This window comes from Amycolatopsis umgeniensis, from assembly GCF_014205155.1.
Taxonomy (GTDB): domain Bacteria; phylum Actinomycetota; class Actinomycetes; order Mycobacteriales; family Pseudonocardiaceae; genus Amycolatopsis; species Amycolatopsis umgeniensis.
Window position 1 is genome coordinate 4,530,210 of sequence record NZ_JACHMX010000001.1, and the last position, 23,524, is coordinate 4,553,733.

The 23,524-nt window shown below is 68.3% G+C and carries 22 protein-coding genes; 16 read left to right on the forward strand and 6 right to left on the reverse strand.

Features of this window, described 5'->3' with window-relative positions; genetic code table 11:
• The first annotated feature begins 4 nt into the window (after positions 1-4).
• The 4 genes from HDA45_RS21215 (at position 5) to HDA45_RS21230 (ending at position 3,119) form a co-directional block, all read left to right on the forward strand.
• Positions 5-1,045 (forward strand): PLP-dependent transferase, encoded by a 1,041-nt coding sequence (locus HDA45_RS21215; RefSeq protein ID WP_184897951.1) that lies wholly within the window; start codon positions 5-7, stop codon positions 1,043-1,045.
• Positions 1,046-1,063: 18 nt separating this feature from the next.
• Positions 1,064-1,396 (forward strand): hypothetical protein, encoded by a 333-nt coding sequence (locus HDA45_RS21220; RefSeq protein WP_184897953.1) that lies wholly within the window; start codon positions 1,064-1,066, stop codon positions 1,394-1,396.
• Positions 1,397-1,850: 454 nt separating this feature from the next.
• Complete coding sequence (locus HDA45_RS21225; RefSeq protein WP_246480749.1) at positions 1,851-2,516, forward strand: hypothetical protein; 666 nt, start codon at positions 1,851-1,853, stop codon at positions 2,514-2,516.
• A 3-nt stretch (positions 2,517-2,519) separates the two neighbouring features.
• On the forward strand, positions 2,520-3,119 hold the full coding sequence (locus HDA45_RS21230; RefSeq protein ID WP_184897957.1) for a class F sortase: 600 nt from the start codon (positions 2,520-2,522) through the stop codon (positions 3,117-3,119).
• A gap of 54 nt (positions 3,120-3,173) precedes the next feature.
• Here HDA45_RS21230 and HDA45_RS21235 read toward each other — a convergent pair whose 3' ends face one another.
• Complete coding sequence (locus HDA45_RS21235) at positions 3,174-4,220, reverse strand: patatin-like phospholipase family protein (RefSeq protein ID WP_184897959.1); 1,047 nt, start codon at positions 4,218-4,220, stop codon at positions 3,174-3,176.
• 54 nt (positions 4,221-4,274) lie between these two features.
• Positions 4,275-5,018 (reverse strand): FadR/GntR family transcriptional regulator, encoded by a 744-nt coding sequence (locus tag HDA45_RS21240; RefSeq protein WP_184897961.1) that lies wholly within the window; start codon positions 5,016-5,018, stop codon positions 4,275-4,277.
• Between the two features lie 60 nt (positions 5,019-5,078).
• On the opposite strand from HDA45_RS21240, the gene HDA45_RS21245 reads away from it, so the two are divergent.
• Genes HDA45_RS21245 through HDA45_RS21280 form a run of 8 tightly spaced genes read left to right on the forward strand, consistent with a single transcriptional unit; the run spans position 5,079 to position 13,389 of the window.
• Positions 5,079-6,569, forward strand: a complete 1,491-nt coding sequence (locus tag HDA45_RS21245; RefSeq protein ID WP_184897963.1) for an ABC transporter substrate-binding protein — start codon at positions 5,079-5,081, stop codon at positions 6,567-6,569.
• Positions 6,566-7,510 carry an ABC transporter permease gene (locus HDA45_RS21250; RefSeq protein WP_184897966.1) on the forward strand — a complete coding sequence of 315 codons (945 nt, stop codon included), beginning with the start codon at positions 6,566-6,568 and terminating at the stop codon, positions 7,508-7,510. Before HDA45_RS21245 ends, HDA45_RS21250 begins: the two co-directional genes overlap by 4 nt.
• On the forward strand, positions 7,510-8,322 hold the full coding sequence (locus HDA45_RS21255) for an ABC transporter permease (RefSeq protein ID WP_184897968.1): 813 nt from the start codon (positions 7,510-7,512) through the stop codon (positions 8,320-8,322). The genes HDA45_RS21250 and HDA45_RS21255 overlap by 1 nt, the downstream gene beginning before the upstream one ends.
• Positions 8,319-9,065: an ABC transporter ATP-binding protein gene (locus HDA45_RS21260; RefSeq protein WP_184897970.1), complete on the forward strand. Its 747-nt coding sequence runs from the start codon at positions 8,319-8,321 to the stop codon at positions 9,063-9,065. The genes HDA45_RS21255 and HDA45_RS21260 overlap by 4 nt, the downstream gene beginning before the upstream one ends.
• Positions 9,062-9,832: an ABC transporter ATP-binding protein gene (locus tag HDA45_RS21265; protein WP_184897972.1), complete on the forward strand. Its 771-nt coding sequence runs from the start codon at positions 9,062-9,064 to the stop codon at positions 9,830-9,832. Before HDA45_RS21260 ends, HDA45_RS21265 begins: the two co-directional genes overlap by 4 nt.
• The gene (locus tag HDA45_RS21270; protein ID WP_184897974.1) at positions 9,825-11,243 is read left to right on the forward strand and encodes an aldehyde dehydrogenase family protein; all 1,419 of its coding nucleotides are present in this window, start codon (positions 9,825-9,827) and stop codon (positions 11,241-11,243) included. Before HDA45_RS21265 ends, HDA45_RS21270 begins: the two co-directional genes overlap by 8 nt.
• Positions 11,240-11,998 carry an SDR family NAD(P)-dependent oxidoreductase gene (locus HDA45_RS21275; RefSeq protein WP_184897976.1) on the forward strand — a complete coding sequence of 253 codons (759 nt, stop codon included), beginning with the start codon at positions 11,240-11,242 and terminating at the stop codon, positions 11,996-11,998. The genes HDA45_RS21270 and HDA45_RS21275 overlap by 4 nt, the downstream gene beginning before the upstream one ends.
• Positions 11,999-12,009: 11 nt before the next feature.
• Positions 12,010-13,389: an amidase gene (locus HDA45_RS21280; RefSeq protein ID WP_184897978.1), complete on the forward strand. Its 1,380-nt coding sequence runs from the start codon at positions 12,010-12,012 to the stop codon at positions 13,387-13,389.
• A 72-nt stretch (positions 13,390-13,461) separates the two neighbouring features.
• Here the strand turns inward: HDA45_RS21280 and HDA45_RS21285 are convergent, their stop codons facing one another.
• The 4 genes from HDA45_RS21285 to HDA45_RS21300 form a co-directional block, all read right to left on the reverse strand.
• On the reverse strand, positions 13,462-14,124 hold the full coding sequence (locus tag HDA45_RS21285) for a DUF4276 family protein (RefSeq protein WP_184897980.1): 663 nt from the start codon (positions 14,122-14,124) through the stop codon (positions 13,462-13,464).
• Positions 14,117-15,244 (reverse strand): AAA family ATPase, encoded by a 1,128-nt coding sequence (locus tag HDA45_RS21290; RefSeq protein ID WP_184897982.1) that lies wholly within the window; start codon positions 15,242-15,244, stop codon positions 14,117-14,119. Before HDA45_RS21290 ends, HDA45_RS21285 begins: the two co-directional genes overlap by 8 nt.
• An 81-nt stretch (positions 15,245-15,325) precedes the next feature.
• On the reverse strand, positions 15,326-16,180 hold the full coding sequence (locus HDA45_RS21295) for an HpcH/HpaI aldolase/citrate lyase family protein (protein WP_184897984.1): 855 nt from the start codon (positions 16,178-16,180) through the stop codon (positions 15,326-15,328).
• Positions 16,177-17,247: an HpcH/HpaI aldolase/citrate lyase family protein gene (locus tag HDA45_RS21300; RefSeq protein WP_184897986.1), complete on the reverse strand. Its 1,071-nt coding sequence runs from the start codon at positions 17,245-17,247 to the stop codon at positions 16,177-16,179. Before HDA45_RS21300 ends, HDA45_RS21295 begins: the two co-directional genes overlap by 4 nt.
• A 118-nt stretch (positions 17,248-17,365) precedes the next feature.
• Here HDA45_RS21300 and HDA45_RS21305 point away from each other — a divergent pair, with 118 nt between their 5' ends.
• The 4 genes from HDA45_RS21305 (at position 17,366) to HDA45_RS21320 (ending at position 23,518) form a co-directional block, all read left to right on the forward strand.
• Positions 17,366-19,579, forward strand: coding sequence for a protein kinase domain-containing protein (locus tag HDA45_RS21305; protein ID WP_184897988.1), 2,214 nt, complete (start codon positions 17,366-17,368; stop codon positions 19,577-19,579).
• 11 nt (positions 19,580-19,590) lie between these two features.
• The gene (locus tag HDA45_RS21310) at positions 19,591-21,843 is read left to right on the forward strand and encodes a serine/threonine-protein kinase (protein WP_343072123.1); all 2,253 of its coding nucleotides are present in this window, start codon (positions 19,591-19,593) and stop codon (positions 21,841-21,843) included.
• Positions 21,844-22,197: 354 nt separating this feature from the next.
• Positions 22,198-22,848 (forward strand): hypothetical protein, encoded by a 651-nt coding sequence (locus HDA45_RS21315; RefSeq protein ID WP_184897992.1) that lies wholly within the window; start codon positions 22,198-22,200, stop codon positions 22,846-22,848.
• Between the two features lie 19 nt (positions 22,849-22,867).
• Complete coding sequence (locus HDA45_RS21320) at positions 22,868-23,518, forward strand: NAD(P)H-binding protein (protein WP_184897994.1); 651 nt, start codon at positions 22,868-22,870, stop codon at positions 23,516-23,518.
• Positions 23,519-23,524 lie beyond the last annotated feature (6 nt).

The following is a 23,524-nucleotide window of genomic DNA, read 5'->3' on the forward strand; positions in this document are numbered from 1 at the left end:
CGGGGTGGACACGAACGACTGGTCACCCCGCACCCTCGCCGTCGCCGCCGGACGTCCGGAGGGCCCCGGCGAACCGCTGAACGTGCCGATCGTCGCGGCGAGCACCTTCGACGCCGGCGCCGACCGCGCGTATTCGCGGGAGAACGGCACCCCGACCTGGGAGGCTCTCGAAACCGCGATCGGCGCGCTCGAAGGCGGGCACGCCACCGCGTTCGCCTCGGGGATCGCGACGCTCAGCGCGGTCGTCGACACGCTGGCCGTCGGCGCGAAGGTCTGTGTCCCGACGTTCTCTTATGCCGGGTCTCGCGGGCTCCTCGCGCACGCTCACCGGACGGGCCGCCTGGTGGTCACCGAACTCGCGCCGGACGACACGGACGCCTGGGTCGCGGCCGCGGACGCCGACCTGCTCTGGCTCGAATCCCCGACGAACCCCACGCTCGACGTCATCGACATCGAGACGATCGCCGCCGCCGCGAACGGGCTGGTCGCCGTGGACAACACGTTCGCCACCCCGCTCGGGCAGCGGCCGCTCGAGCTCGGCGCCGACATCGTCGTGCACAGCGCGACGAAACTCATCGGCGGTCACAGCGATCTGCTGCTCGGCCTGACGATCGCGGCCGACGAAGGCGTCGCGAAGGACCTGCGAGACGCGCGTACGCGGATGGGCGCGACCCCGGGTGCTCTCGAAGCCTGGCTCGCTCTTCGCGGCCTGCGGACGCTTCCGGTCCGCCTCGCCGAGCAGACGCGTACGGCCGCGCTGCTGGCGGCGCGACTGCTCGACCATCCCGCGATCACCCGGGTGCGTTATCCCGGCTCCGGCACGATGATCGCGTTCGAGCTCCCGGACGCGGAGACCGCGGACAAGGTCATCGGTTCGCTGCGGCTGATCCGGGCCGCGACCAGCCTCGGCGGGGTGGAAAGTCTCGTCGAGCGGCGGGCCTGGCTGGCGGGCGACGCCCACGTGCCCGCCGGGCTCGTCCGGTTCAGTGTCGGACTCGAGGATCCCGAAGATCTCTGGACGGATCTGGCGTCGGCACTCGGCTAGCGCCCTAATCTGGAGCGCGTGGAGGAGACGAAACAGCCCCGGCGGCTGGGTCAACTGATGTGGGGCCTGTTCTGGCTCCTGGTGCTCGGCTTCCTCGCGATCGTCGCGGCGGGTGTGCTGGCGGCACTCGCGGCGACGCCCTGTCCGAGTGACGAGATCTGGGCCTGTGACGCCGAGAACCGGACTCTCGCCACCTTCATCCCCGGGATCGGGTTCGGTGTCGGGCTGCTGATCGCTGTCGTGGGCGGTGGGCGGGCGGTACGGAAGAGGGCCTCGCCGAAGCCCTGGTTGCTCGGCGCGGGGTTCCTCGGCGCGCTCTCCCTGGCCGTGGCCCTGTTCCTGGTGTTCTAATCGTGACCTTGGGGTTGGCGAGCACCGGCTTTCGCGTCCAAATGGTCAGTCCTTCACGGGCGGGTACTCCGAACGTGTGAACCGGCGGGTAACAAAGGCCCGGAGAGTCACTCAAAGAGGTCGATCCGGCCAGGAAAACCGGTGTTTTCGAGGCGTTCCGCGGAAGAGGAAAAAATACTTCCGCATCGCAACCGTACCGGCCGTTCGGGTGTTAACATTCCTTCGTCGCCGCGAGGTTTTTCCCTCTGCGGGGCGACTTCCGAGCCCTTGTATCGAAGCGGAACGCATCGTCGTTACCGGTTTTCACAGTGGTTTTTGTCACTGTCCTTTCGCTACTGTCGACGGTCGATTTTCCGGCAGTATCGCGCTGTCACTCGAAAGTGGGATTTTCCCCCGGGTGGCCGCATGGTGGGGGTCACTGTGCGTTGCGATGCTTTTCCACTGGGAGATCACTTTGAAGAAGACGTTGGGCCGCCTCGCGGGCGCGGTGCTGGCCGGCGCCGTCATCTCGCTGGCCGTGACGCCGGCCGCGATGGCGCAGGACGAAACGACGACCACGCCTCCCGCGGCGCCGACCGAGACGTCGTCCTCCGCTCCGGCCGAGCCTTCGTGGACGGGCGGCAAGGTGACGACGGCTCCGCCGGAGACGAGCACCTCGGGTTCGCCGTCGTCGCAGCCGACGCCGTCCAGCAGCGGCAAGCCGACTTCCGGCAAGCCGTCGCCGACCTCCACCTCGGAGCGGCCGACCACGCCGCCGGAGGAGCCCTACGTCGACAACGTCGGCGCGGGCTACATCGGCGACAACGGTGTCGGCGCGCTGGTCATCGCCTGCGCTTCGGGCGAGCCCGCCGCTGTTTCGGCTCCGGACTTCGACACCCTGTACAGCAACCAGGCCGAAGACGACGGCCGCTACTGGGTCTACATCGTGAAGGTCAAGAAGTCCTTCAAGGGCAACGCCAGCACCTTCACCTGGACCTGCGCGGGCAAGGCGGGCAAGGGTGACATCGAGTTCGAGTCGCCCATCGGCGGCGGCGCGGGCACCCCGGGCAAGCCGGAGAAGCAGGTCAAGTACGCCCCCAAGGGCGGCATCGAGACCGGTTTCGGCGCCACCGCGGCCTGATCGATGTCGACGAAGTTCCTGAAGCGGGGTGGCCGCGCGGTCGCGGCCACCCTGATCCTTTCCCTCGCACTGACCGGTTGCGGTTCCGACGAACCCGCGCCCGCCGCACAGCAGGCGCCGGCGGAATCGACCGTCCCGGTCACGAAGCCGTTCGACGGCACCCGACCGACGAACGTGAAGATCCCCAAGATCGGCGCGGAGTCGAATCTGATCGCGGTCGCGGTCAACAAGGACGGCAAGATGGCCGTTCCGTCGGCGAAGAAGCCGATGCAGGCCGCCTGGTACCAGCTTTCGCCGGTGCCCGGTGACGTCGGCCCGGCGATCCTGCTCGGGCACGTCGACGGCAACAAGCAGCCGGGCATCTTCTTCAAGCTCAAGGACGTCAACCCGGGCGACGAGATCCTCGTCGACCGCAGCGACGGCAAGAGCCTGAAGTTCGTGGTCGAGAAGAAGGACCAGGTGCCCAAGGACCAGTTCCCCGAGGACGCGGTCTACGGCAACACGGACAAGCCGCAGCTGCGGCTGATCACCTGTGGCGGTGTCTTCGACAAGGAAGAGCACAGCTACAAGGACAACATCATCGTCTACGCCAACTTGGTCTGACGTGAGCCGAAGGGGCCCTTCACCGCATCCGATGCGGTGAAGGGCCCCTTTGCGTCAGCCCACACCCGCGGCGGGGAACGGGAATCCGGCGGGTGCGGCCGCGTCGGGCTCGACCCACTTCCGCATCCCGGCGTCGCAAGCCGCGTAACCCCAGTTGATCAGCCGCTCCTGCAGCATTTCCGGCAGTTTCGTCAGCCGCGTCGGGGTTTCCGCCAGTTTGTGCGTGAGGCGGACCGGCGCTTGCAGCGCGTCGTCCAGCTCGAAGTTCTCCAGATCGACATAGGTCCCCCAATAGGAGCCCGCGAAATCCTTCTCCACATAGGACTTCAGCAGCGCGCCGCGCCGCAGCTCGCGGACCTGGTTGTCGATCACGTCGAGGACGCGCAGCAGCTGCCGTCCCCAGTCACGCGGGACCTTCTGCTTGACCTTCATCCGCTTGCCCGCGTCGCTGACCAGCACCGTCGCGCACTGCCCTTCGACGGGGTCCAGGCCGAGGTTGTCGTAGACGCCGGCGTCGCTCAGCACGATCTTCTTGCCCGCTTGGGTCGAAAGCGGATCGTGGATGACCACCGGCGAGAGCATCGGCGGGAACGCCGAGGACGCGGCCACCGCCGTCGCGAGCGGGATGTTCCCGTGCGGTCCGTCCTGCCGGAAGAACCACCACAGCGCGCCGTCCTGGAGGTTCGTCGCGGTGAAGACGAACTGCGGACCCGCCGGGTCCAGATCCCTCAGGCAGCAGTCGCCGAACAGGTGTTTCGCGTACACCCGCGCCAGCTCCTGACCGGCGCTGCGCCACGGAATGGCCATGGCGCGCAAGGTGACCGGGATGTCGAGCCGGGTGCGCGCCAGGTTCCGGACCGGCGCGACGACCTCGTCGTGGAAGTTGTCCGCGGCGCCGTTCTCGAATTTCAGATCCGACCACGCGTGCGCGAGCACCCCCGCCGCGATCGAGCCGCCCGAAACGCTGGAGAACGTCGAGATCTTCGACAGCCAGCCGAGTTCGTTGAGCCGCCACAGGGCTCCGGTGTGGAACAACATCGCGCGGTAACCGCCACCGGACAAGGCGAGACCGACACCCTTACGGGCTGTTGAAGGCTCCATGGCATCCCCCACTTGAGCGAGTGTAGGAGTGAGTCGGCCCGGCGCGACAGAGTGTTACGACAGCAGTGGCTCTAAGAGACGACGCTGCTCCTCGGGGACGTACTCGGCGTAGTTGTCGTAGAGCGCCTGCTTCGCCAGCCGAGACGCGCGCTCGCCGTCCGAGTCCCGGATCGCTCCCAGCACTTCTTCGTGATGCGCCAGCCACTTGAGCATCAACGCGGTCCGGTCGTCGGCGTGCTCCAGTTTGTCCTCGATGAGTTCGAGCACCACCCCGCGGACGACCTCGCCGCTGATCACCAGCAGCGGATTCCCCGTCGCGCGGGCGATGGCTTCGTGGAACGCGACGTCCGCGTGGCTGAATTCGGCGAATCCCTTGGCGACGCCCGCGCGCATCGCCTCCAGCGCCGCGTCCAACTCGGTGAGATGGTCCTCGGTCCTGAGCTGCGCGGCGAGCAGATGTGCGGAACCGTCGAGGATCATGCGGAACTGCAGGAGTTCGGACAGTCCGAGGTGGTCGGCCCGCGCGAGCCGGTGCATGGACCGGTGCAGTGCGGCGGGGGAGGCGGCGAGAACCTCGGGTCCGCGGGGATCGCCCGGCCGCGAGCGGATCATTTCCGCCGCCTGCAGGACACGCAGCGCCTCGCGCACTGTCGAGCGGCCGACGTCGAACTGGACCATCAGCTCACGTTCGCTCGGCAGCCGGTCGCCGGGTTTGATCCGGCCGCTGAACACGGCTTCCTCGATCTGTTCGACGACGCGCTGGTACGCGCGGACAGGGGCGACCGGCTCGAATTCCATCTTGACCCTGCCGTCCCGTCTGGTTTACTGGTCAGACCAGTCTACCGGTCAGGGGGCAGGATGAAAGCCCGGATCCATGCGGCGGCGCTCGTGGTGCTGCTGGTGACGTCCGGCTGCTCCGCCGGTTCGAGTGCCACGGTCGCTCAAGGCCCCGGCACCCTCGCGGTCGGTTTCACCGCCGAACCCGCGAACTTCGATTTCACCCGCACCGACGGCGCCGCCATCCCGCAGGCCTTGCTCTACAACGTCTACGAGGGCCTGGTGAAACTCGACGCGGACGGGAAGATCGTGCCGCTGCTGGCCGAATCGTGGACCGTCTCGGAAGACCGCAAGACCTACGACTTCAAGCTCCGCGAGGACGCGAAGTTCAGCAACGGCGCGCCGTTCACCGCCGAGGACGTCAAGTTCTCCCTGATGCGCGTGAAAACCGATTGGACCGTGTCGATCAAGTCCACAATGGACGTTGTCGAACGAGTCGACGTCGTCGCGCCGGACCACGCGCGGGTCTTGCTCACGAAACCCAGCAACGGCTGGCTGTTCAGCCTCACCAGCAGGCTCGGCGCGATGTTCAGCACTGGCGGCGTCGCGGATCTCGCGAACAAGCCGATCGGCACAGGGCCGTACACGGTGTCCTCGCGCAGGCGCGGCGATTCCATCGTGCTCGAGCACAATCCCGCCTACTGGGGCAAGAAACCGGCGTACTCCACGGTGGTCCTCAAGTACATCAAGGATCCGACGGCGCTCAACAACGCCTTGCTCAGCAACGGCATCGACGTCATCTCCGCGATCACCGTGCCGGATTCGATCCCGCAGTTCCAGAGCGACGACCGGTTCACCGTGGTCGAGGGTACGACGAACAGCGAGGTCACACTCGCGTTCAACAACGCCCGTCCGCCGATGGACGACGTGCGCGTGCGGCGCGCGCTGTCCTACGCCATCGACCGGAAGGCCTTGCTGGACACGGCTTGGGCCGGTCGCGGCACGCTCATCGGCAGTATGGTCCCGCCGACGGATCCCTGGTACGAAGACCTGTCGAACGCGTACCCGTTCGACCCCGCGAAGGCGAAAGCACTGCTCGCCGAAGCAGGCCAGGTGAAATCCCCGCTGCGCTTGAGGATTCCCAACCTGCCGTACGCCGTCTCGGCCGCGCAGGTGGTGGCTTCGCAGCTGGCGGACGTCGGGGTCACGGTGACGATCGAGCCGCTGGACTTCCCCGCGGTGTGGCTCAAGCAGGTCTTCACCGACCACGACTACGACCTCTCGATCATCCAGCACGTCGAGGCGCGCGACATCGTTACCTTCGGCAGGCCGAAGTACTACTGGGGTTACGACGGCAAGCCCGTCCAGCAGGAGCTGGCGAAGGCCGACGCCGGAACGCCGCAGGAGCAGGTCGACGCGATGCGGCAGGTCGCGCGGCGGTTGTCCGAAGACGCCGCCGCCGATTGGCTCTTCCTGTTCCCCAACGTGATCGTGGCGAAGGACGAGGTGACCGGGTTCGTGCGCAACCAGGTCAGCGAGTCCTTCGACCTCACGGGATTGGCGCCGCGATGACGCTCAAGATCGTGCGCCGCGTGGCGATCCTGGTGGCCAGTGTGCTGGTCGCGTCCATCGTGGTGTTCCTGTTCATGGCCGTCCTGCCGGGTGATCCGGCGCAGGTCGCGCTCGGCGTCAACGCGACCCCGGAACTGGTCGCGAAGACCCGCGCCGAGTTCGGCATCGACCGGCCTTTGGCGACGCAGTACTTCGACTGGATCGGCGGTGTCCTGCAAGGCGACTTCGGCCGCTCCTACGTCACCCGCGAGGAGATCGGGCCCGCGCTGACCGACCGGCTCGGCGTCACGTTGTGGCTGGTCGGGGCCGGGATGCTGGTGGCGCTGCTGATCGCCGTCCCGGCGGGGACGTTCGCCGCGGTGCGGCACCGGAAGGCCGACGGCTCCGCGGTTTCCGGTCTCTCGCAGATCGGTGTCGCGATCCCCGCCTTCCTCGCGGGCATCATCCTCGTGCAGATTTTCGCGGTGCAGTTGCGCTGGCTGCCCTCCGGTGGCTGGACACCGCCGGTGCGGGATCCCGGCGAATTCCTCCGCGGTCTCGTCCTGCCGGCCCTGTCACTGGGACTCGTGCAGGGCGCGGTGCTCACGCGATATGTGCGGTCCGCCGTGCTCGACACGCTGGGACAGGATTACCTGCGCACCGCTCGCTCCAAGGGTCTCCGGCCGTTCCAGGCGTTGTTCCGTCACGGGCTGCGCAACGCCGCCGTGCCGGTGGTGACGGTGCTCGGCCTGCAACTGGCGACGCTGCTGATCGGCGCGGTCGTCGTCGAGCGCGTGTTCGTCCTCCCCGGTCTCGGCAGCATGCTGCTCGACTCGGTGGCGTCGCGGGATCTGTTGTCCGTGCAGGGGATCGTGCTGGTCTTGGTGGTCGGCGTGCTGCTGGTGAACTTCGTGGTCGACGTCCTCTACACGGTGCTCGACCCGAGATTGCGGGGTACCTGATGCGCGATCGCACTCTCGTCATCGGCGGCGTCCTGGTCGCGGTGATCGTCGTCGCCGCGGTGCTCTCGTTCGTGTGGACGCCGTTCGACCCGGTCCGCGTCGACGCGCCGAACCGCCTGCACGACTTCAGCGGCTCGAACCTGCTGGGCACGGACAGTTTCGGCCGCGACGTACTCAGCCAGCTCATGGTCGGCGCCCGGACCACGCTGTACGTCGGCGTGGTCGCGGTCGGGATCGCCGCGCTGATCGGGACGCCGCTGGGCATTCTCGCCGGGATGTCGTCGCGGTGGCTCGGCGAGTTCGTCATGCGCGTCAACGATCTCGTGCTCGCGTTCCCCGCGTTGCTGCTGGCGATCATGTTCGGCGCGGTGTTCGGGGCGGACACGTTCACGGCCATGGTGGCGATCGGTATCGCGACCATCCCGTCGTTCGCGCGGATCGCGCGTTCCGGGACGCTGCAGGTGATGAGCAGCGAGTTCGTGCTGGCCGCGCGGTCGGCCGGTCGCTCGCGGCCGAACATCGCGGCGCGGCATGTGCTGCCGAACATCTCCGGGCTGCTGATCGTGCAGGCGTCGGTGTCGTTCGCGATCGCCGTGCTCGCGGAAGCGGCGTTGTCGTTCCTCGGGTTCGGCACGCGGCCGCCGACACCGTCGTGGGGCCGGATGCTGCAGGAATCCCAGGTGTTCCTGACCCTGCACCCGCGGCTCGCGCTCGTGCCCGGCGTCGCGATCGCCATCGCCGTCCTCGGGTTCAACCTGCTCGGTGACGGCTTACGCGATCGTCTCGACCCGCGATTGGCGGCGCGGCCATGACCCTCGAAGTCCAGGGCCTCGGGATCGGCGACCTGGTCCGCGGCGTCTCGTTCGGCATCGCCCGCGGTGAGCGCGTCGGGCTGATCGGCGAGTCCGGTTCCGGGAAGTCGCTGACGGCGTTGTCGATCATGGGACTGCTGCCCGAAGAGCTCGCCGGGTCCGGCTCGGTGAAGCTCGACGGCCGCGAGTTGCTCGGCGCGCCGGAACGAGAGCTGTCGCGGCTGCGCGGCAACGACCTGTCGATGGTGTTCCAGGAACCCATGACCGCGCTGAACCCGGCGATGCGCGTCGGCGCGCAGGTGGCCGAGCCGATGCGGATCCACCGCAACGGCGGGAAGAGCCGTGCGGCGGCCGAGGAATTGCTGGATTCCGTGGGGTTGTCAGGCACTTTCCGCGCGTATCCACACCAGCTGTCGGGCGGGCAGCGGCAACGCGTCGTCCTCGCGATCGCGCTCGCCAATGATCCGAAGCTGCTGATCTGCGACGAGCCCACGACCGCGCTGGACGTCACCGTGCAGGCGCAGATCCTCGAGATGATCCTCGACGGCGTCCGGGAACGGGAGAGCGCGCTGCTGTTCATCACGCACGACCTCGCCGTCGTGGCGTCGGTGTGCGAGCGGGTGCTGGTGATGCTGGACGGCGAGATCGTCGAGGCAGGCACCACACGCGAAGTCCTCACCGCGCCGAAGCACGAGTACACGAAGAAGCTTTTGGCCGCTTCGGATCTGGAGGCGAGCCGATGATGATCTCCGTGCGGGACCTGGAACGTCGCTACACACGCCGCGATGTCCACGCTCTGCGTGGTGTCTCTTTCGACGTCGAGGCTGGTCAGCGCTTCGGGATCGTCGGCGAGTCGGGTTCGGGGAAGTCCACTTTGGTCAGATTGCTGGCCGCGTTGGACAAGCCGACGGCGGGCAGCGTCTCGTTCCAGGGCAAACGCGTCGACACGCTGCCCGAACGGAAACTCGGGTTCCTGCGGTCGGAACTGCAGATCGTCTTCCAGGATCCGATGGGCTCGCTGGATCCGCGCATGCGGGTGCGCGACATCATTTCCGAGCCGCTGGGCCGCCGGAATCCCGCGCGGGTTTCGGAATTGCTGCAAGCGGTCGGCCTGCCCGAAGACGCCGCCGGCCGGTACCCGCACCAGTTCTCCGGAGGGCAGCGGCAGCGCATCTCGATCGCGCGGGCGCTCGCGCCGAATCCGAGCGTCCTCATCGCGGACGAGCCGGTGAGCGCGCTCGACGTCTCGGTGCGGAAGCAGATCCTCGACCTGCTCGCGTCGCTGGTCGAGCTCTATTCGCTGACGCTGATCTTCGTCTCGCACGATCTCGGCGTGGTGCGGCACGTCTGCGACCGGGTCGCGGTGATGCGGCGCGGGGAGATCGTCGAGCTGGGCGACGTCGGCCAGGTCTACGACGCGCCGGAGCACGAATACACCAGGGAGCTGCTGGCGGCCGCGCCGAATCTGCGCGCCGAGCTGGCGAAGTTGCGGGGAGGCGAGGATGGCTGAGTATCCGGAGGGCCTGCCGATCGGCGACGGCTGGGTGCCGACCGCGGCCGAGCCGGTGGTGTTCCCGTACGACGGGAGCGAGATCGGCCGTGCGCCGGTCGGGACGCCGGAGCTGGCCACGCGCGCGATCGACGAGGCCGTCGCGGTGTTCAAGCAGGTCGCGGCCCTGCCGTCGCGAACCCGGCGCACGCTTCTGAACGACGTCGCCGCAGCTTTGGGAGCGCGGCGCTCCGAGTTCGAGCAGCTTCTCGTCCTGGAAACGGGCAAGCCGCTGGTCGACTGCCGGGTCGAGGTCGCCCGCACGATCGTCACCTGGCAAGCCGCCGCCGAGGAGGTCTCGCGGCTGCACGGCGAGACCGTGCCACTCGACCTGCTGCCGTCCGGTGACGGGCTGGTCGGGTTCTGGAAACGCAAGCCGATCGGTGTCGTGGTCGGGATCGCCGGGTTCAACTATCCGCTGCTGCTGGCGTCGCACAAGATCGCGCCCGCCATCGCGGCGGGCTGTCCGGTGGTGGTGAAACCCGCGCCGCAGACGCCGCTCGCGACGTTGTGGCTCGTGCATCTCGTCCGCTCGCTGACCGACGTGCCCGCGATGGTCCAGCTGGTCACCGGGGACGCGGCCGTCGGCTCGGCGCTGGTCACGGACCGGCGCGTCGGCGCGGTGTCGTTCACCGGGTCCGCGCTGGTCGGGCATCGGATCGCGCGCGACGCCGCGCCCACGAAGACGTTGCTGGAGCTGGGTTCCAACGCCGCGCTGGTGGTCGCGGAGGACGCCGACCTCGACGCCGCCGCGGACGCCGTGCTGCGCGGCGGGTTCTACGCGTCCGGGCAGGCGTGCATCTCGGTGCAGCGAGTGCTGGTCGTCGACGCGGTGGCCGAGGAATTCACCGAACGCGTGCTGGCCCGGCTCGGCGAGGTCGTCACCGGCGATCCCCGTGACGAGAAGACGCGGGTCTCGGCGCTGATCGACCCAGGGTCGACCAAGCGCGTTCAGGAATGGGTCGACAAAGCGACCGCGGCCGGCGCGCGGCTGGCCGGCGGCGGTGTCGACGGCACCGTGGTGCGGCCGGCGGTGCTGCTCGACGTGCCCGACGGCCTCGAATGCTGGGACGAGGAGATCTTCGGCCCGGTCGTCTGTATTCGACGTGTGGCAGGAGTGGACGATGCGTTCGACGCGGTCAACGCGTCGCGGTACGGCCTGCACGCTTCCGTGTTCAGCACGTCCTTGAAGACCGCGTTCCGCGCGCTCGACGAGCTCGACGTCGGTGGCGTGGTGGTCAACGAGGTGCCCGGCTTCCGGTCCGACACCATGCCGTACGGCGGCGTGAAGGACTCCGGGATCGGGCGGGAAGGGCCGCGGTTCGCGGTCGAAGAACTGACCGTGACGAGGATGGCGGTGCTGCGACCTTGAGTTACGACAACCTGTTCCGGCTCGACGGACGGCGGGCCGTGGTGCTGGGCGGCGGCAGCGGGATCGGTCGCGAAGCCGCGAAGGCGCTGGCCGCACACGGTGCCGAAGTGATCGTGGCGGACCGCGATGTCGCCGCGGCCGAGGAAACCGGCGTGGGGGAGCCGTACGAGATCGACCTGCTCGCATCCGATGCCGCTGCGAAGGCGGCCGCCGAACTCGGCGAGATCGACATCGTCGTGCTGACCGCCGCGACCAACGTGCGCAAACGGCTGCTCGACTACTCGCGCGAAGAATTCGACAGGGTGATCGCGCTGAACCTCGGCGCGACGTTCGAGGTCGTCCGCGCTTTCGGCGCGGGAATGGTCGAACGCGGGCGGGGCAGCATCATCGGGTTCTCCTCGATCCGCGGCACCACCGTCGAGCCGGGGCAGGGCCCGTACGCGGCGACGAAAGCCGGTCTCGTGCAGCTTTTCCGCACGGCCGCGGCGGAATTCGGCCCGGCGGGGGTGCGGGTGAACGCGATCGCGCCCGGCGTCGTCGAGACCCCGCTCACCGCGCAGATCAAAGCGAATCCGGACTGGTACGACGCCTACGCGACCAAGGGCGCGCTCGGCCGCTGGGCGCGTCCGGACGAACTCGCGGGCGCCGTCGTCTACCTGGCCTCGGACGCGTCGTCGTTCGTGACCGGCTCCGTGCTGGCGGTGGACGGCGGCTGGACCGCGGTCGACGGCCGCTTCGAACCGCCCGCGACGTGAGGAGGCCCGCCGTGCCGGAGTTGCCCGATCTGACCGCCGTCGAACTGGTCGCCGAGTATCGCGCGAAGACACTGTCGCCGGTCGAGGTCACCGAAGCTGTCCTCGCCCGTGTCGAGGCGCGTGAACCCGAGTTGCATGCGCTCTACGCGTACGACCCGAGCGGCGCGCGCGAAGACGCGAAGGCGTCCGAAAGCCGCTGGCACGCCGGCGAACCGCTCGGCCCAATCGACGGCGTTCCCTTGACGCTCAAGGAGAACATCGCGACCCGCGGCACGCCGGTCCCGCTCGGCACGGCCGCCACCTCGCTGACACCCGCGTCCGATGACGCACCGGTGGCCGCTCGCGTGCGTGAGTCAGGCGGGGTTCTGCTGGGCAAGACGACCATGCCGGATTACGGGATGCTGACGTCCGGGCTGTCGAGTTTCCACACCGCGTCACGGAATCCGTGGGACACCACGCGCACGCCCGGCGGTTCGAGCGCCGGCGCCGGTTCGGCGGCCGCCGCCGGCTACGGCCCGCTGCACGTCGGCACCGACATCGGCGGCTCTATCCGGCTGCCCGCCGGATGGTGCGGTCTGGTCGGGCTGAAGCCGAGTTTCGGCCGGGTGCCGGTGGATCCGCCGTTCCTCGGCCGCGTCGCCGGGCCGATGACGCGCACGGTGGCCGACACCGCGCTGCTGATGAGCGTTCTGTCCGGTGTGGACGGTCGCGATCACCTCTCGCTGCCGCCGTCTTCACTCGACTGGATGGCGCTTTCGGCCGAGGTCAAAGGACTGCGGATCGGGCTGCACCTCGACCCGGGCGTCGGCCTCCCGGTCTCACCGGAGACGATCAGCGCCGTAACCGAAGCCGCGCGGCTGTTCGAGGCCGCGGGTGCGGTCGTGGAGCCGGTTTCGCCGTTCCTGCGCCGTGAAATGCTCGACGGGCTCGACACCTTCTGGCGCGTCCGCGCCTGGTCGGACATGTCGGCACTGCCCGGCGAACGCCGCGCGAAGGTCCTGCCGTACATCGCGGACTGGGCCGCCGGCGGTGCCGACGTCAGCGGTGTCGAGGCCTACCGCGGCTTCGCGCAGATCGACGCCATCGCCGTCGCGACGCTGCGCGAGACCGAACGTTTCGACGTCGTCCTGTCGCCGACCTGCCCTGTCCCGGCCCCACCCGCGGAGTGGCCTTCCCCGACCAACGACCCGCGCCGCCCGTTCGAGCACATCGCGTTCACCGTGCCGTACAACATGTCCGGCCAGCCCTCGGTCTCGATCAACTGCGGCCACACGAGCGACGATCAGCCCATCGGCCTCCAGATCAGTGGCCGCCGCTTCGCCGACCTCGACGTCCTTCGCGCCGCTGCCGCCTACGAAACCCTTCGCCCCACCCCGCGCCCCTGGCCCTGACACCCTCACGCATTTAGTCCTCTGGATGCGGTACTTGCACGCGCAACTACCGCGTCCAGAGGACTAAATGCGTCAGGCCCTGGAGCCGACCTTGGCCAGCCAGGAGGCGAAGTGCGGACACTGAGCCTTCAAACCTTCAACACCCAGGTCAGCGATCGCCAGCGGGCCTTCGAGCGTCTTCACGTAACCAGGGCAGTACCTCGCGAGGCGCTTCGAGGGCGCGTTCTTCGGGTCGTCGTTGACGAGTTCCGGCCCACCTGCTTCAGCACAGTCCTGCTTGATCCGCTCGGCCACGGCGGAATCGTCACGAAGGTCCGCGAGCTGGTCTCCGGCGGCGAACACCCACGACTCCAGTTCGTGTTGCACGAGATGGGGGACGAACCGATGGTCGCCTATATCGGCTTTCAACGCTTCTTCGACGTGTTCGACCTTGGCGGTGGAGGTTCCCGGCGGGCGGGTGTCCATCCCAGGCGCGTCGACGGGAAAGCCGTAGTAGTCGAACAGCGTCGTCAGCGTGGTGAGGTGTGCACTGGCGAGCAGTTCCTTGATCTCCCGTCGTAGCTTCGGCCACGACGTGACGCCACCTCGATAGGTCTTGGACGACGTATGAGTGCGGACAGTCGAGTAGGTGAGGAACCAACCTTGACGCTGAAAGTGGCCGGAGAGCACGTCGCGGACGACGGTCGCCTCGGTCTGTCCTTCCACCAACAGGTGCAGACGCTTTTGATCAGGCATCGAGAACGCTGCCCAGCGATCCCGGCTGACCGCCGATGATGTTCTTCTCCCAGAGTTCGCCGAGCGAGTATTCGTCGAGCCAGTTCTCCAGGGCTGCCTGGTTCGGCCGGGTGAAGACCGAGTTCCCGTCTCGCTGTTCGACGACGATCAGGTCCTCTGCGGAGAACTGGTTCATCAGCGTCACCGACTGAGTCGCGATCAGGACCTGACTGCGGGTCGAAGCCAAGCGCAGCATGTCCGCCAGCTGAACGATGGCCACCGGGTGCAGGCCGAGTTCCGGCTCGTCGAGGACGACGAGGGCGGGAAGCTCCGGCTGAAGCAACAACGTGGCCAAGCAGACGAAACGCAGTGTGCCGTCGGACATCTGATTCGCCGAGAAGACGGTTTCGGAATTCTGCCGCTGCCAGCGGAGGAGGATGCGGTCGGTACTGTCCGGCTGGAGGACGAAGTCACGGAAGAACGGCGCGACCAGCCGGATCGCGCCGACGATCCGGCGGTACGCGACCTTGTCCGCCCGGTTTTCGCTGTCCCGCAGTCGCAGCAGAACCGCGGCGATGTTCCCCGCGTCCGGCCGCAGCGCGAGATCGTCCGCGGTCGGAGTCAACCGCTTCACCGGCGCGTCGAAGCTGGTGTCGTGGAAGTGATAGACGCGGCAGCCTTGGAGCAATTCGGTGATGTGCGAAGCCACCGACTTCGTACCGCGATCCTCGACCACGTCGTTGAGGCGGCTCTCCCGATGCCCGCGGCCGATCGATTTCGTCCACGGCTGGTCATGGTCAGGGCCATGGTACGAAATCACTTCTTCGTCGAAGATCAGTTCTTCGCCGGGCGCCGCCGCCAAATGGGCTTGATAGCTGTTGGGCGGGGCCTCCAGTTTGAGGCTGATCCGCAGGGTGTCGACGGCGTCGTTGAGCAGCGCGGACGCACCACCGTTGCGTCCCACGAACAGGTTCAACAGGTCTTCGCTGATCCTTCCCAACAACTCGAAGGCCTGGACGAAGTTGCTCTTGCCCGCGCCGTTCGCACCGATCAGCACGTTCATCGCGCCCAGTTCGACGCGCGCCGAACGGATCGAGGTGAAGCCCTCGATCTCGATCGACGTCAACCGCTGTCGGGTCATGCGCACAGCTTAGGCAATCGTCCGGGAAAGTTGACGATTCGCCGGTTCGTGCATGTCACCGCATCCAGAGGACTAAATGCGTCAGGTGCCGATCGCCTCGGCGAGCGCCAGGATCCGCCGCGCGTTGTCCACGTGCAGGTTTTCGATCATCCGCCCGTCCACGGTCACGACGCCCTGCCCGGCCGCCTGGGCCTCCTCGAACGCAGAGATGATCTTGCGCGACCGCTCGATCTCCTTCTCGGACGGCGCGAAGATCCGGTTGCACGGCTCCAGTTGCGTCGGGTGGATCAACGTCTTGCCGTCGAAGCCGAACTGGCGCCCTTGCAGGCATTCCGCCTCGAAGCCTTCGAGGTCCTTCACGTCGTTGTAGACGCCGTCGAGGATCGCCTTGCCGGTCGCCCGCGCGGCCAACAGCGCCAGCGAAAGCCCGCCCAGCAGCGGCGCGCGGCCGGGGACGAACTCGGCGTGCAGTTCCTTCGCGAGGTCGTTCGTGCCCATGACCAGCACGGTCAGCCGTTCGGACGCCGACGCGATCTCCTCGGCGTGCAGCATCGCGACCGGGGTTTCGACCATCGCCCAGATTTTCGTGTGCTCCGGCGCGCCGCCGAGTTCCAGCGCGCGCTCGATGTTGTGCACCTCGGCGGCGGAGTTCACCTTCGGGACCACGATCGCGGCCGGACCCGCCTGCGCGGCGGCGCGGAGGTCGGCGTCGTGCCATTCGGTGTCGAGGCCGTTCACGCGGATGGTCACCTCGCGTTTGCCGTACTCCTTCGACGAAGCGGCGGCGCAGACCCGCTCACGGGCGGCTTCTTTCGCGTCGGGCGCGACGGCGTCTTCGAGGTCGAGGATGAGCGCGTCCGCGTCGAGCGTCTTCGCCTTTTCCAGCGCTCTTTCGTTGGCGCCGGGCATGTAGAGGACGGAACGTCGGGGATTCATGCGGAAGTCTCCTTACCGGCCGCGTCGTAGGCGGCGGCGAGTTCGGGGTCGTCGGCGGCCAGGGCGTCGGCGAGTTCGGCGACCACCCGGCACTGCTTCACCGAGGCGTCGTCCTGCATCTTCCCGTCGATCATCACGGCACCGGTGCCGTCACCCATCGCGGCGATCACGCGCCGCGCCCAAGCCACGTCTTCAGGGGAAGGCGAGAACACCTTCTTGGCGATGTCGATCTGCACCGGGTGCAGGCTCCAGGCACCCACGCAGCCGAGCAGGAACGCGTTGCGGAACTGGTCTTCGCAGGCCACGACGTCGCGGATGTCGCCGAACGGCCCGTAATACGGCAGGATCCCGTTCGCCGCGCAGGCGTCGACCATCCGCGCGACGGTGTAGTGCCACAGGTCCTGCTGATACGTCGTGCGTCCCTCGTTCAGGTCTTCACCGACCGGATCGGTGCGCACCAGGTAACCGGGGTGCCCGCCACCCACCCGGGTGGTCTTCATCCGGCGGCTCGCGGCGAGGTCGGCCGGGCCGAGCGAGATGCCCTGCATCCGGGGGCTCGCGCCGGCGATCTCCTCGACGTTCGCGACGCCGCTGGCGGTTTCCAGGATCGCGTGCACCAGCAGCGGTTTCGTCAGTCCCGCCCGCGCTTCGAGCTGCGCGAGGAGCCTGTCGACGTAGTGGATGTCCTGCGCGCCTTCGACCTTCGGCACCATGATCACGTCGAGTTTGTCGCCGATCTCGGTGACCAGCGTGATCAGGTCGTCGAGCACCCACGGCGAGTCGAGGCTGTTGACGCGGGTCCACAGCTGCGTCTTGCCGAGGTCGGTCGCCTTCGCGATGGAGACCAGCCCGTTCCGCGCGGCCACCTTGCGGTCGGCGCGCACGGCGTCCTCGAGATTCCCGAGCAGGACGTCGACCTTCTTGGCGAGGTCCGGGACCTTGGCCGCCATCTTTTCGTTGCCGGGGTCGAAGAAGTGGATCATCCGCGAAGGAGGCACGGGGATCTGGCGGAGCGGTTCCGGCGCCCCCACCGCGAGCGGGGCGAAGAAATCCTTCGGCGAACGCATCGTTCCTCCATCGCAACGGGCTAAGTGACCGACGAGTAACCCTAAACCCGGAAGGCGGGGAACCGCTGCGGCGCAGCTCACCTCCAAGGGGACACGATCGGGAATCGCGGAGGAATCTGTGGACGACTGGGCCTTGCCGGGTTTCACCGAGATGGGGTCGCTGGGCGAAGGCGGATTCGGGCGTGTCGTACTGGCGCGCCACGATGAATCCGCCCAGGTCGTGGCCATCAAATACCTGTACACGCGGTTCGCGGCCGACCCGCGGCGGCTGGCCGAATTCCGCCACGAGGCGCAGGTCCTGAGCCGCGTTTCGGGGCCTCATATCGCCCGTCTGCACCAGTTCGTGGAGACCCCACAAGGTGCCGCCATCATCATGGAAGCGGTTCACGGAATCTCCCTGAAAGAGATCCTCGGCCGCCAGGAGAAGCTCGAGCCCGAGGCCGCGCTGGCCATCCTCAAGGGCTCGCTGCTCGGCCTCGCCGGCGCCCACGCCGCGGGCACCGTCCACCGCGACTACAAACCGGCCAACGTCCTGGTCACCCGCGAAGGTCAAAGCAAGCTCGTCGACTTCGGCATCGCCGTGCTCGCCGGGCAGGCCGGGGTCGCCGCGGGCACGCCCGCGTACATGGCGCCCGAGCAGTGGGCGGGCGGGATCGCCACCCCCGCGACCGACGTCTACGCCGCGACCTGCGTGTTCTTCCAGTGCGTCGCCGGGCACAAGCCGTACGAGGCCGAGCAGACCGAAGTGCTGCGCACGCTGCACGAATACGCGCCGATCCCGTTCGGCGAGGTCCCCGAGCCGGTCCGCGACCTCATCGCGCGCGGAATGGCGAAGGACGTCGCCCAGCGGCCGTCGGGAGCGGCCGAGTTCGTCGCCGAACTGGAGTCGTCCGCGCGGAAGGCGTACGGCGAAGACTGGGAGCGCAACGGCTGGCATTGGCTCGCCAAGGGCGCCGGTGTGCTGGTCGCCCTGTCCCCGCTGGCCCTGCTCGGAGCCGGGACGGCCGCCGCGCCGGTCATCGCGGGCGGAGCGGCGGGCGGTGTCGCGGCGACCACCGGCGGCGGGATCGCGCTCGGCCTGAAGGTGACCGCCGCGATCGCCGCCGTCACCGCGGCCGCCGTCGGCACGGTCGTCGTGGTCAACTCCGGTGACGACCCGGCGCCACCGAGCACGACGACGCTCGCCGCGATGAAGGTCGACCTCCTCACCCGCACCGAGAAGCTCAACGGCTTCGACTACAACGGCAAGTACGTCCGGATCAGCGGACTGAAGGACAAGGCCGTCGAGGAGCGGGTCAACAAGGCGCTGATGGCGCCCATCGACGAGTGGCTCACGAGCGTCTGGGCGCCGGGCAACCCGCCGGAGAAGGAACCCGACGGCGACATCCCGCACATGTCCACCACGGCCGAAGTACTGCGTCAGGACGACAAGCTGCTTTCGGTCGTCTACGAACGCTCGGTCGATACGGTGCAGCTCGGGAATCACGGCTCCTACGACGTCCGCACCCTCGTGATCGACCTGTCGGGCGGCGACGTGATCTCGACGGCGCACCTGTTCGACGACGTCGAGGGCAACGCCGAGCGGATGCTGAAACTGGAAAACACGTTCTACGCCTCGGCCAAACCGGGCGAGTGCCTCGCCGAGCCGCCGTCGCGGCCGGAGCATCTCCCCGCGCGGTCGATGTCGGGCCCGAACGCCGAAGACCGCTCGATCGTGCAAGCGGCACCCGCGACGAGCGGGATGGTCTTCTACGTCAGCGCTTACGTGCTCGGGTACGCGATGGCCTGCAGTCCGACGACGGTCACCGTGCCCTACGACCGCCTGGTCGATTTGCTGAGTCCCCAGGTCAAGCAGCTGCTCGGCGGCACATCGGCGCAACGGACCAAAGAGGCCGACGTCGGTGCCTTCACCCTCACCACGCCGGAAACGTGGAAGCTGCTGTCCAGTGCGACGCCCGAGCGTCAGCTGGTGACGGCGGACCAGTGCACGGGGCCTCAATGCGCGAACGTCCTTTTCAGCGACAACTCGCGGGTCGACCCGGCCACTCCGGCATATGAACCGGGCAAGCCGTACAACCGCTCGACCGGGCCGCGCCCGTGTCCTTCCCTCGGGGCATCCGCCGAAACGCAGGGCTCGCCCGTCCTGCAGATGAAGGAGCTCCGGCCGATCGGGACGAAGAAGGCCGCCTACGAGGAATGGCGGCTCACGTGCTCCGGCGGCGGGACAGTCACCCAGCGGGTGTGGTTCCTGCCGAAAACGCAGCTCGTGATCGTGGACGAATGGAACACTCCAGGCCTCGACAAGATCCTGGAAGAGGCGCGGTGGCAGTGAACATTCAAGACGTGAATGACGAGTGGAGACTGCCTGGCTTCACCGAGATCGAGCAGCTGGGGACGGGAACCTTCGGCCGTGTGGTGCTCGCGCGCCAGGAAAACACCGGCCACGTCGTCGCGATCAAGTACCTCTTCTCCCGCTTCGCCGCCGAGCCCGCCTATCTCGACGCGTTCCGTCAGGAGGCGCTGGCGCTGCACCGCGTCGTGAGCCCGCACGTCGTGAAGCTGTACGAGTTCTTCGAGACGCCGCAGGGCGCGGCGATCGTGATGGAGGCGATCAACGGCGTCTCCCTGCGTTCGGTGCTCCAGGCCGACGGCGCCCTCGAACCCGAAGCCGCGCTCGCGGTGCTCAAGGGTTCCTTGCTCGGGCTGGCCGCGGCGCACTCCGTCAACGTCGTGCACCGGGACTACAAACCGGGCAACGTCCTCGTCGCCGACACCGGCGAGAGCAAACTGGTCGACTTCGGCACGGCCGTCCTCGCCGGCGAACGCGGCCCGTCCGTCGGCACCCCGGCGTACATGGCGCCCGAGCAGTGGTCGGGCGGACAGGCCACTCCCGCGACCGACGTCTACGCCGCGACCTGCGTGTTCTTCCAGTGCGTCGCCGGGCACCGCCCGTATCAGGCCGACGACACCGAAGTGCTCCGCACGCTGCACGAACACGCGCCGATCCCGTTCGGCGAAGTCCCCCAGCCGGTGCACGAGATCGTCGCGTTGGGGATGGCGAAGGACCCGTCGAAACGGCCGGTCGACGCGCTCATGTTCGTCGCGGAGCTGGAACGCGTCGCCCGTGCGGGTTACGGCGAAGACTGGGAACGCAAGGGCTGGTCACGGCTGGCGAAGGCGACCGGCCTCCTCGTCGCGGTGACGCCGCTGGCCCTGCTCGGGGCGGGGACGGCGGCCGCGCCCGGGGTCGCCGCCGCCGGAACGGGCGCGGTGGCCGCGTCGACCGGCGGGATCGCGGCCGGGCTGAAGGTCGCCATCGGCGTCGTCGCGGCGACGGCCGCGGTGGTCGGCTCGGTGGTCGTCTTCTCCGACGCGAGCACGCCACCGCCTTCGCCGCCGACCAGTCAGCAGGCCGTCGCGCTCAAGGTCGCCATGAAAACCCGCACGGGCACGGTGCCCGGCACGAACCTGCCCTACCGCGGCGACTTCCCGGAGGTCACCGGGTCACCCGATCAGATCTGGCTGAAGCGGGTCAACGACGCGCTGACGGCGCCGATCGACGAGTGGAACCGCAAGACCGGCCCCGGCGCCGCCAAACTGGAGCCGGAACGCGGCCCGTACGCCCTCCTCACGAAGGCCGAAGTGCGCTCGCAGAACGAGCGGTACCTCTCGGTGCGCTACACGCACGATCTCGAGAACAAACCGCATCCGACCTGGAGTTACGGTCGCGCCACGGTGACCATCGACCTGAAGGAGGGCAGGGCGCTCACCCCCGCCGAACTGTTCGCCCCCGGGGCCTTTTCGGACGACGGCCTGGGAAAGCTCGCCGAGCGGATCTGGCCCGATCAGGAGCAGTGCGGACCCGTCAACGCCCCGTTCCCGTACCGGCCCCTCAAGGCGGCGGACCTCACCGACGACCGCAAGGTGTGGCTCGCCTTCACCCCGGCGGCCGTCGAGATCACCGCCAGTCTGACCGACCTCGGCTTCTCCACCGCCTGCGGCGTCCAGGACTACACGCTGCCCTACGACAAGGTGGCCGATCTCCTGAACCCCGACCTCGTCGCGGGCGTGACAGGCGGGAAACCGCTGAAAGGCACCGCGCCCGCGCAGGGATTCATCGATGTCCCGGTCGGCGCGCTGACACTGCACCTGCCGCCGGACTGGTCCGTGCGGGCACAGGGGCTGGAGAAGGTGCTCGTCGCCCCGGGCTGCCCGGACCCGAAGAAATACTTCAACTGCAAGTACGTCCTCGTCACGGACAACACGAAGGAATCCGCGGAGCAGCCGACATACCGGCCCGGGGGTTTCTACCGGCGCAGCGCGGGCGGCCGGGCCTGCAACGCCGCCGGCCGCAAGGACCTCCGCCAAGAGGGTGACGCGGCGCGGACGACTTCCGCCACCGCACCGGTGGGCGGGGCGACGGCGACCTATGAGGAGTGGACGGTCCAGTGTGTTCCTCGTGGACAGAGCGGTGGAGCCGGCGAGATCTCGGTGACACAGAGGATCTGGTTCCTTGCGGAGAAGCAGATCGTCGTGATGGACGAATGGCGCACACCCGGGGTCGATGAGCTTCTCCGGTCGGCGACCGTCGGATGACCCCGACCTGCGATGGTCCACAGTGGAATGACTATTCACTGGGCCGAATGGCCTAGCATTTTGCTTCCGTTGCCACGCCACTGTTCGGTGGTGGTCGGTTCGTACCGGTGACCGTTCGGAGACGCCCGGTAACACCACTTACCTCCGTTCTCACTCGGTTGGCGGCACGGTCGGACTGAAGTCCGACGACCGCCTACCGACCGGTCACCGATGACAAGGTGCCGTCGATCGCAGCCACTCGCGTTGTCCGGCGCCCCGGCGTCCCCGCCCTGTTAGACAGGTCATGTGCCGCTTCCACCGAGGTGGCACGGGGATGAAGGACCTTAGGGAAACCAGGTTCGAAGGAGGCGGAACGTGGCGGCTACACCGAATATGGAGAGCTCGACGGTCGCCGGTGGCGCGAAGCGCAGCCGGTCACTGCCGAGCCGGGTGGTGCCGCCGATCGAACTGCCCGCGAGCGTCGAGGAGCTTTCGCGCAAGGCCGCCGCCCTGCTCGGCTGGAACGGCATCGTGTTGCCGGAGACCACCGTGCTCGGCCGCAAGATCTGCGTGGTCGCCCGGCTCCGTACCGACGTGCACGCGGAGCGCATCGCGATGGGCATGGGTCCCGTCGTCGATCGCGCCACCGTCGACACCTGGACTTGGCCAGAGCTGGCCGCGACCGCACCCGCGCCGGCCGCCGAGATCATCGGCGTCCTCGCGGTCGCCCGGCACTGGCGCACCGCGATGGCCTCCGCGGTCCCGTTCGCACGGTACGGCGAGGCCGCGATGGTGCTCCCATCGCCAGCCGTACTGACGGAAGACTACGTCGGCAACTGTCTGCCGCGTGCCCGCGCCTACGGGCTCGCCATCGTCGCCGCCGACCCCAACGCGGTGACCGACCTCGACCTCGAGGGCCACAACGAGCGCATGATCCTGGACGAGGACCCGGTTTCGCGCCTGGTCAACGAGATCGTCTACGACCAGCTGCTGCGCGGCACCGAGCTCCCTGCCGAAGTGGACTGAACGCACTACCCTCGGGCGTATGCGAGTCGTCATTGCGGGTGGACACGGACAGATCGCGCTGAAACTGGAGAAACTCCTCGCCGAGCGCGGTGATCAGGCGGTCGGGATCGTGCGCAATCCCGATCACGTCGCCGACCTCGAGGCGATCGGTGCCGAAGCCGTCGTCCTCGATCTGGAAAAGTCCGATGTGGACGCCGTGGCCAAGGTGCTCGACGGTGCCGATGCGGCGATCTTCGCCGCGGGAGCCGGGCCCGGCAGTGGCACCGCTCGCAAGGACACTGTGGACAGAGCCGCCGCGGAACTCTTCGCGGCGGCCTCCGAACGAGCGGGCGCGCGGCGGCATATCCAGGTCGGCTCCATGGGGGCCGACAAATGGGAGACCGCGGACGTCCCGGACGATTTCCGGATCTACCTCAAGGCCAAGAAAGCGGCCGAGGACGATCTTCGCGCCCGCGATCTCGAGTGGACGATCCTGCGGCCGGGGCAGCTCACCGACGACGAAGGCACCGGCGAGATCCTGATCGCCGAATCCACCGGACGCGGACCCATTCCCCGTCAGGACGTCGCCGCTGTCCTCATCGCGTTGCTCGACAACCCGTCGACCGCGGGACGCGTCCTCGAAGCGATCTCGGGTGACACTGCTATCTCTCAGGCTGTTTCCGCGCTCTGAGGTTCT

Excerpts from the sequence above, each read along its gene's own strand:
- HDA45_RS21265 (WP_184897972.1), top strand. The coding sequence starts at position 9,062 with ATGATGATCTCCGTGCGGGACCTGGAACGTCGCTACACACGCCGCGAT.
- HDA45_RS21250 (WP_184897966.1), top strand. The coding sequence starts at position 6,566 with ATGACGCTCAAGATCGTGCGCCGCGTGGCGATCCTGGTGGCCAGTGTG.
- HDA45_RS21230 (WP_184897957.1), top strand. The coding sequence starts at position 2,520 with ATGTCGACGAAGTTCCTGAAGCGGGGTGGCCGCGCGGTCGCGGCCACC.
- HDA45_RS21270 (WP_184897974.1), top strand. The coding sequence starts at position 9,825 with ATGGCTGAGTATCCGGAGGGCCTGCCGATCGGCGACGGCTGGGTGCCG.
- HDA45_RS21255 (WP_184897968.1), top strand. The coding sequence starts at position 7,510 with ATGCGCGATCGCACTCTCGTCATCGGCGGCGTCCTGGTCGCGGTGATC.
- HDA45_RS21235 (WP_184897959.1), bottom strand. The coding sequence starts at position 4,220 with ATGGAGCCTTCAACAGCCCGTAAGGGTGTCGGTCTCGCCTTGTCCGGT.
- HDA45_RS21240 (WP_184897961.1), bottom strand. The coding sequence starts at position 5,018 with ATGGAATTCGAGCCGGTCGCCCCTGTCCGCGCGTACCAGCGCGTCGTC.
- HDA45_RS21295 (WP_184897984.1), bottom strand. The coding sequence starts at position 16,180 with ATGAATCCCCGACGTTCCGTCCTCTACATGCCCGGCGCCAACGAAAGA.
- HDA45_RS21245 (WP_184897963.1), top strand. The coding sequence starts at position 5,079 with ATGAAAGCCCGGATCCATGCGGCGGCGCTCGTGGTGCTGCTGGTGACG.
- HDA45_RS21290 (WP_184897982.1), bottom strand. The coding sequence starts at position 15,244 with ATGACCCGACAGCGGTTGACGTCGATCGAGATCGAGGGCTTCACCTCG.
- HDA45_RS21300 (WP_184897986.1), bottom strand. The coding sequence starts at position 17,247 with ATGCGTTCGCCGAAGGATTTCTTCGCCCCGCTCGCGGTGGGGGCGCCG.
- HDA45_RS21285 (WP_184897980.1), bottom strand. The coding sequence starts at position 14,124 with ATGCCTGATCAAAAGCGTCTGCACCTGTTGGTGGAAGGACAGACCGAG.
- HDA45_RS21260 (WP_184897970.1), top strand. The coding sequence starts at position 8,319 with ATGACCCTCGAAGTCCAGGGCCTCGGGATCGGCGACCTGGTCCGCGGC.
- HDA45_RS21320 (WP_184897994.1), top strand. The coding sequence starts at position 22,868 with ATGCGAGTCGTCATTGCGGGTGGACACGGACAGATCGCGCTGAAACTG.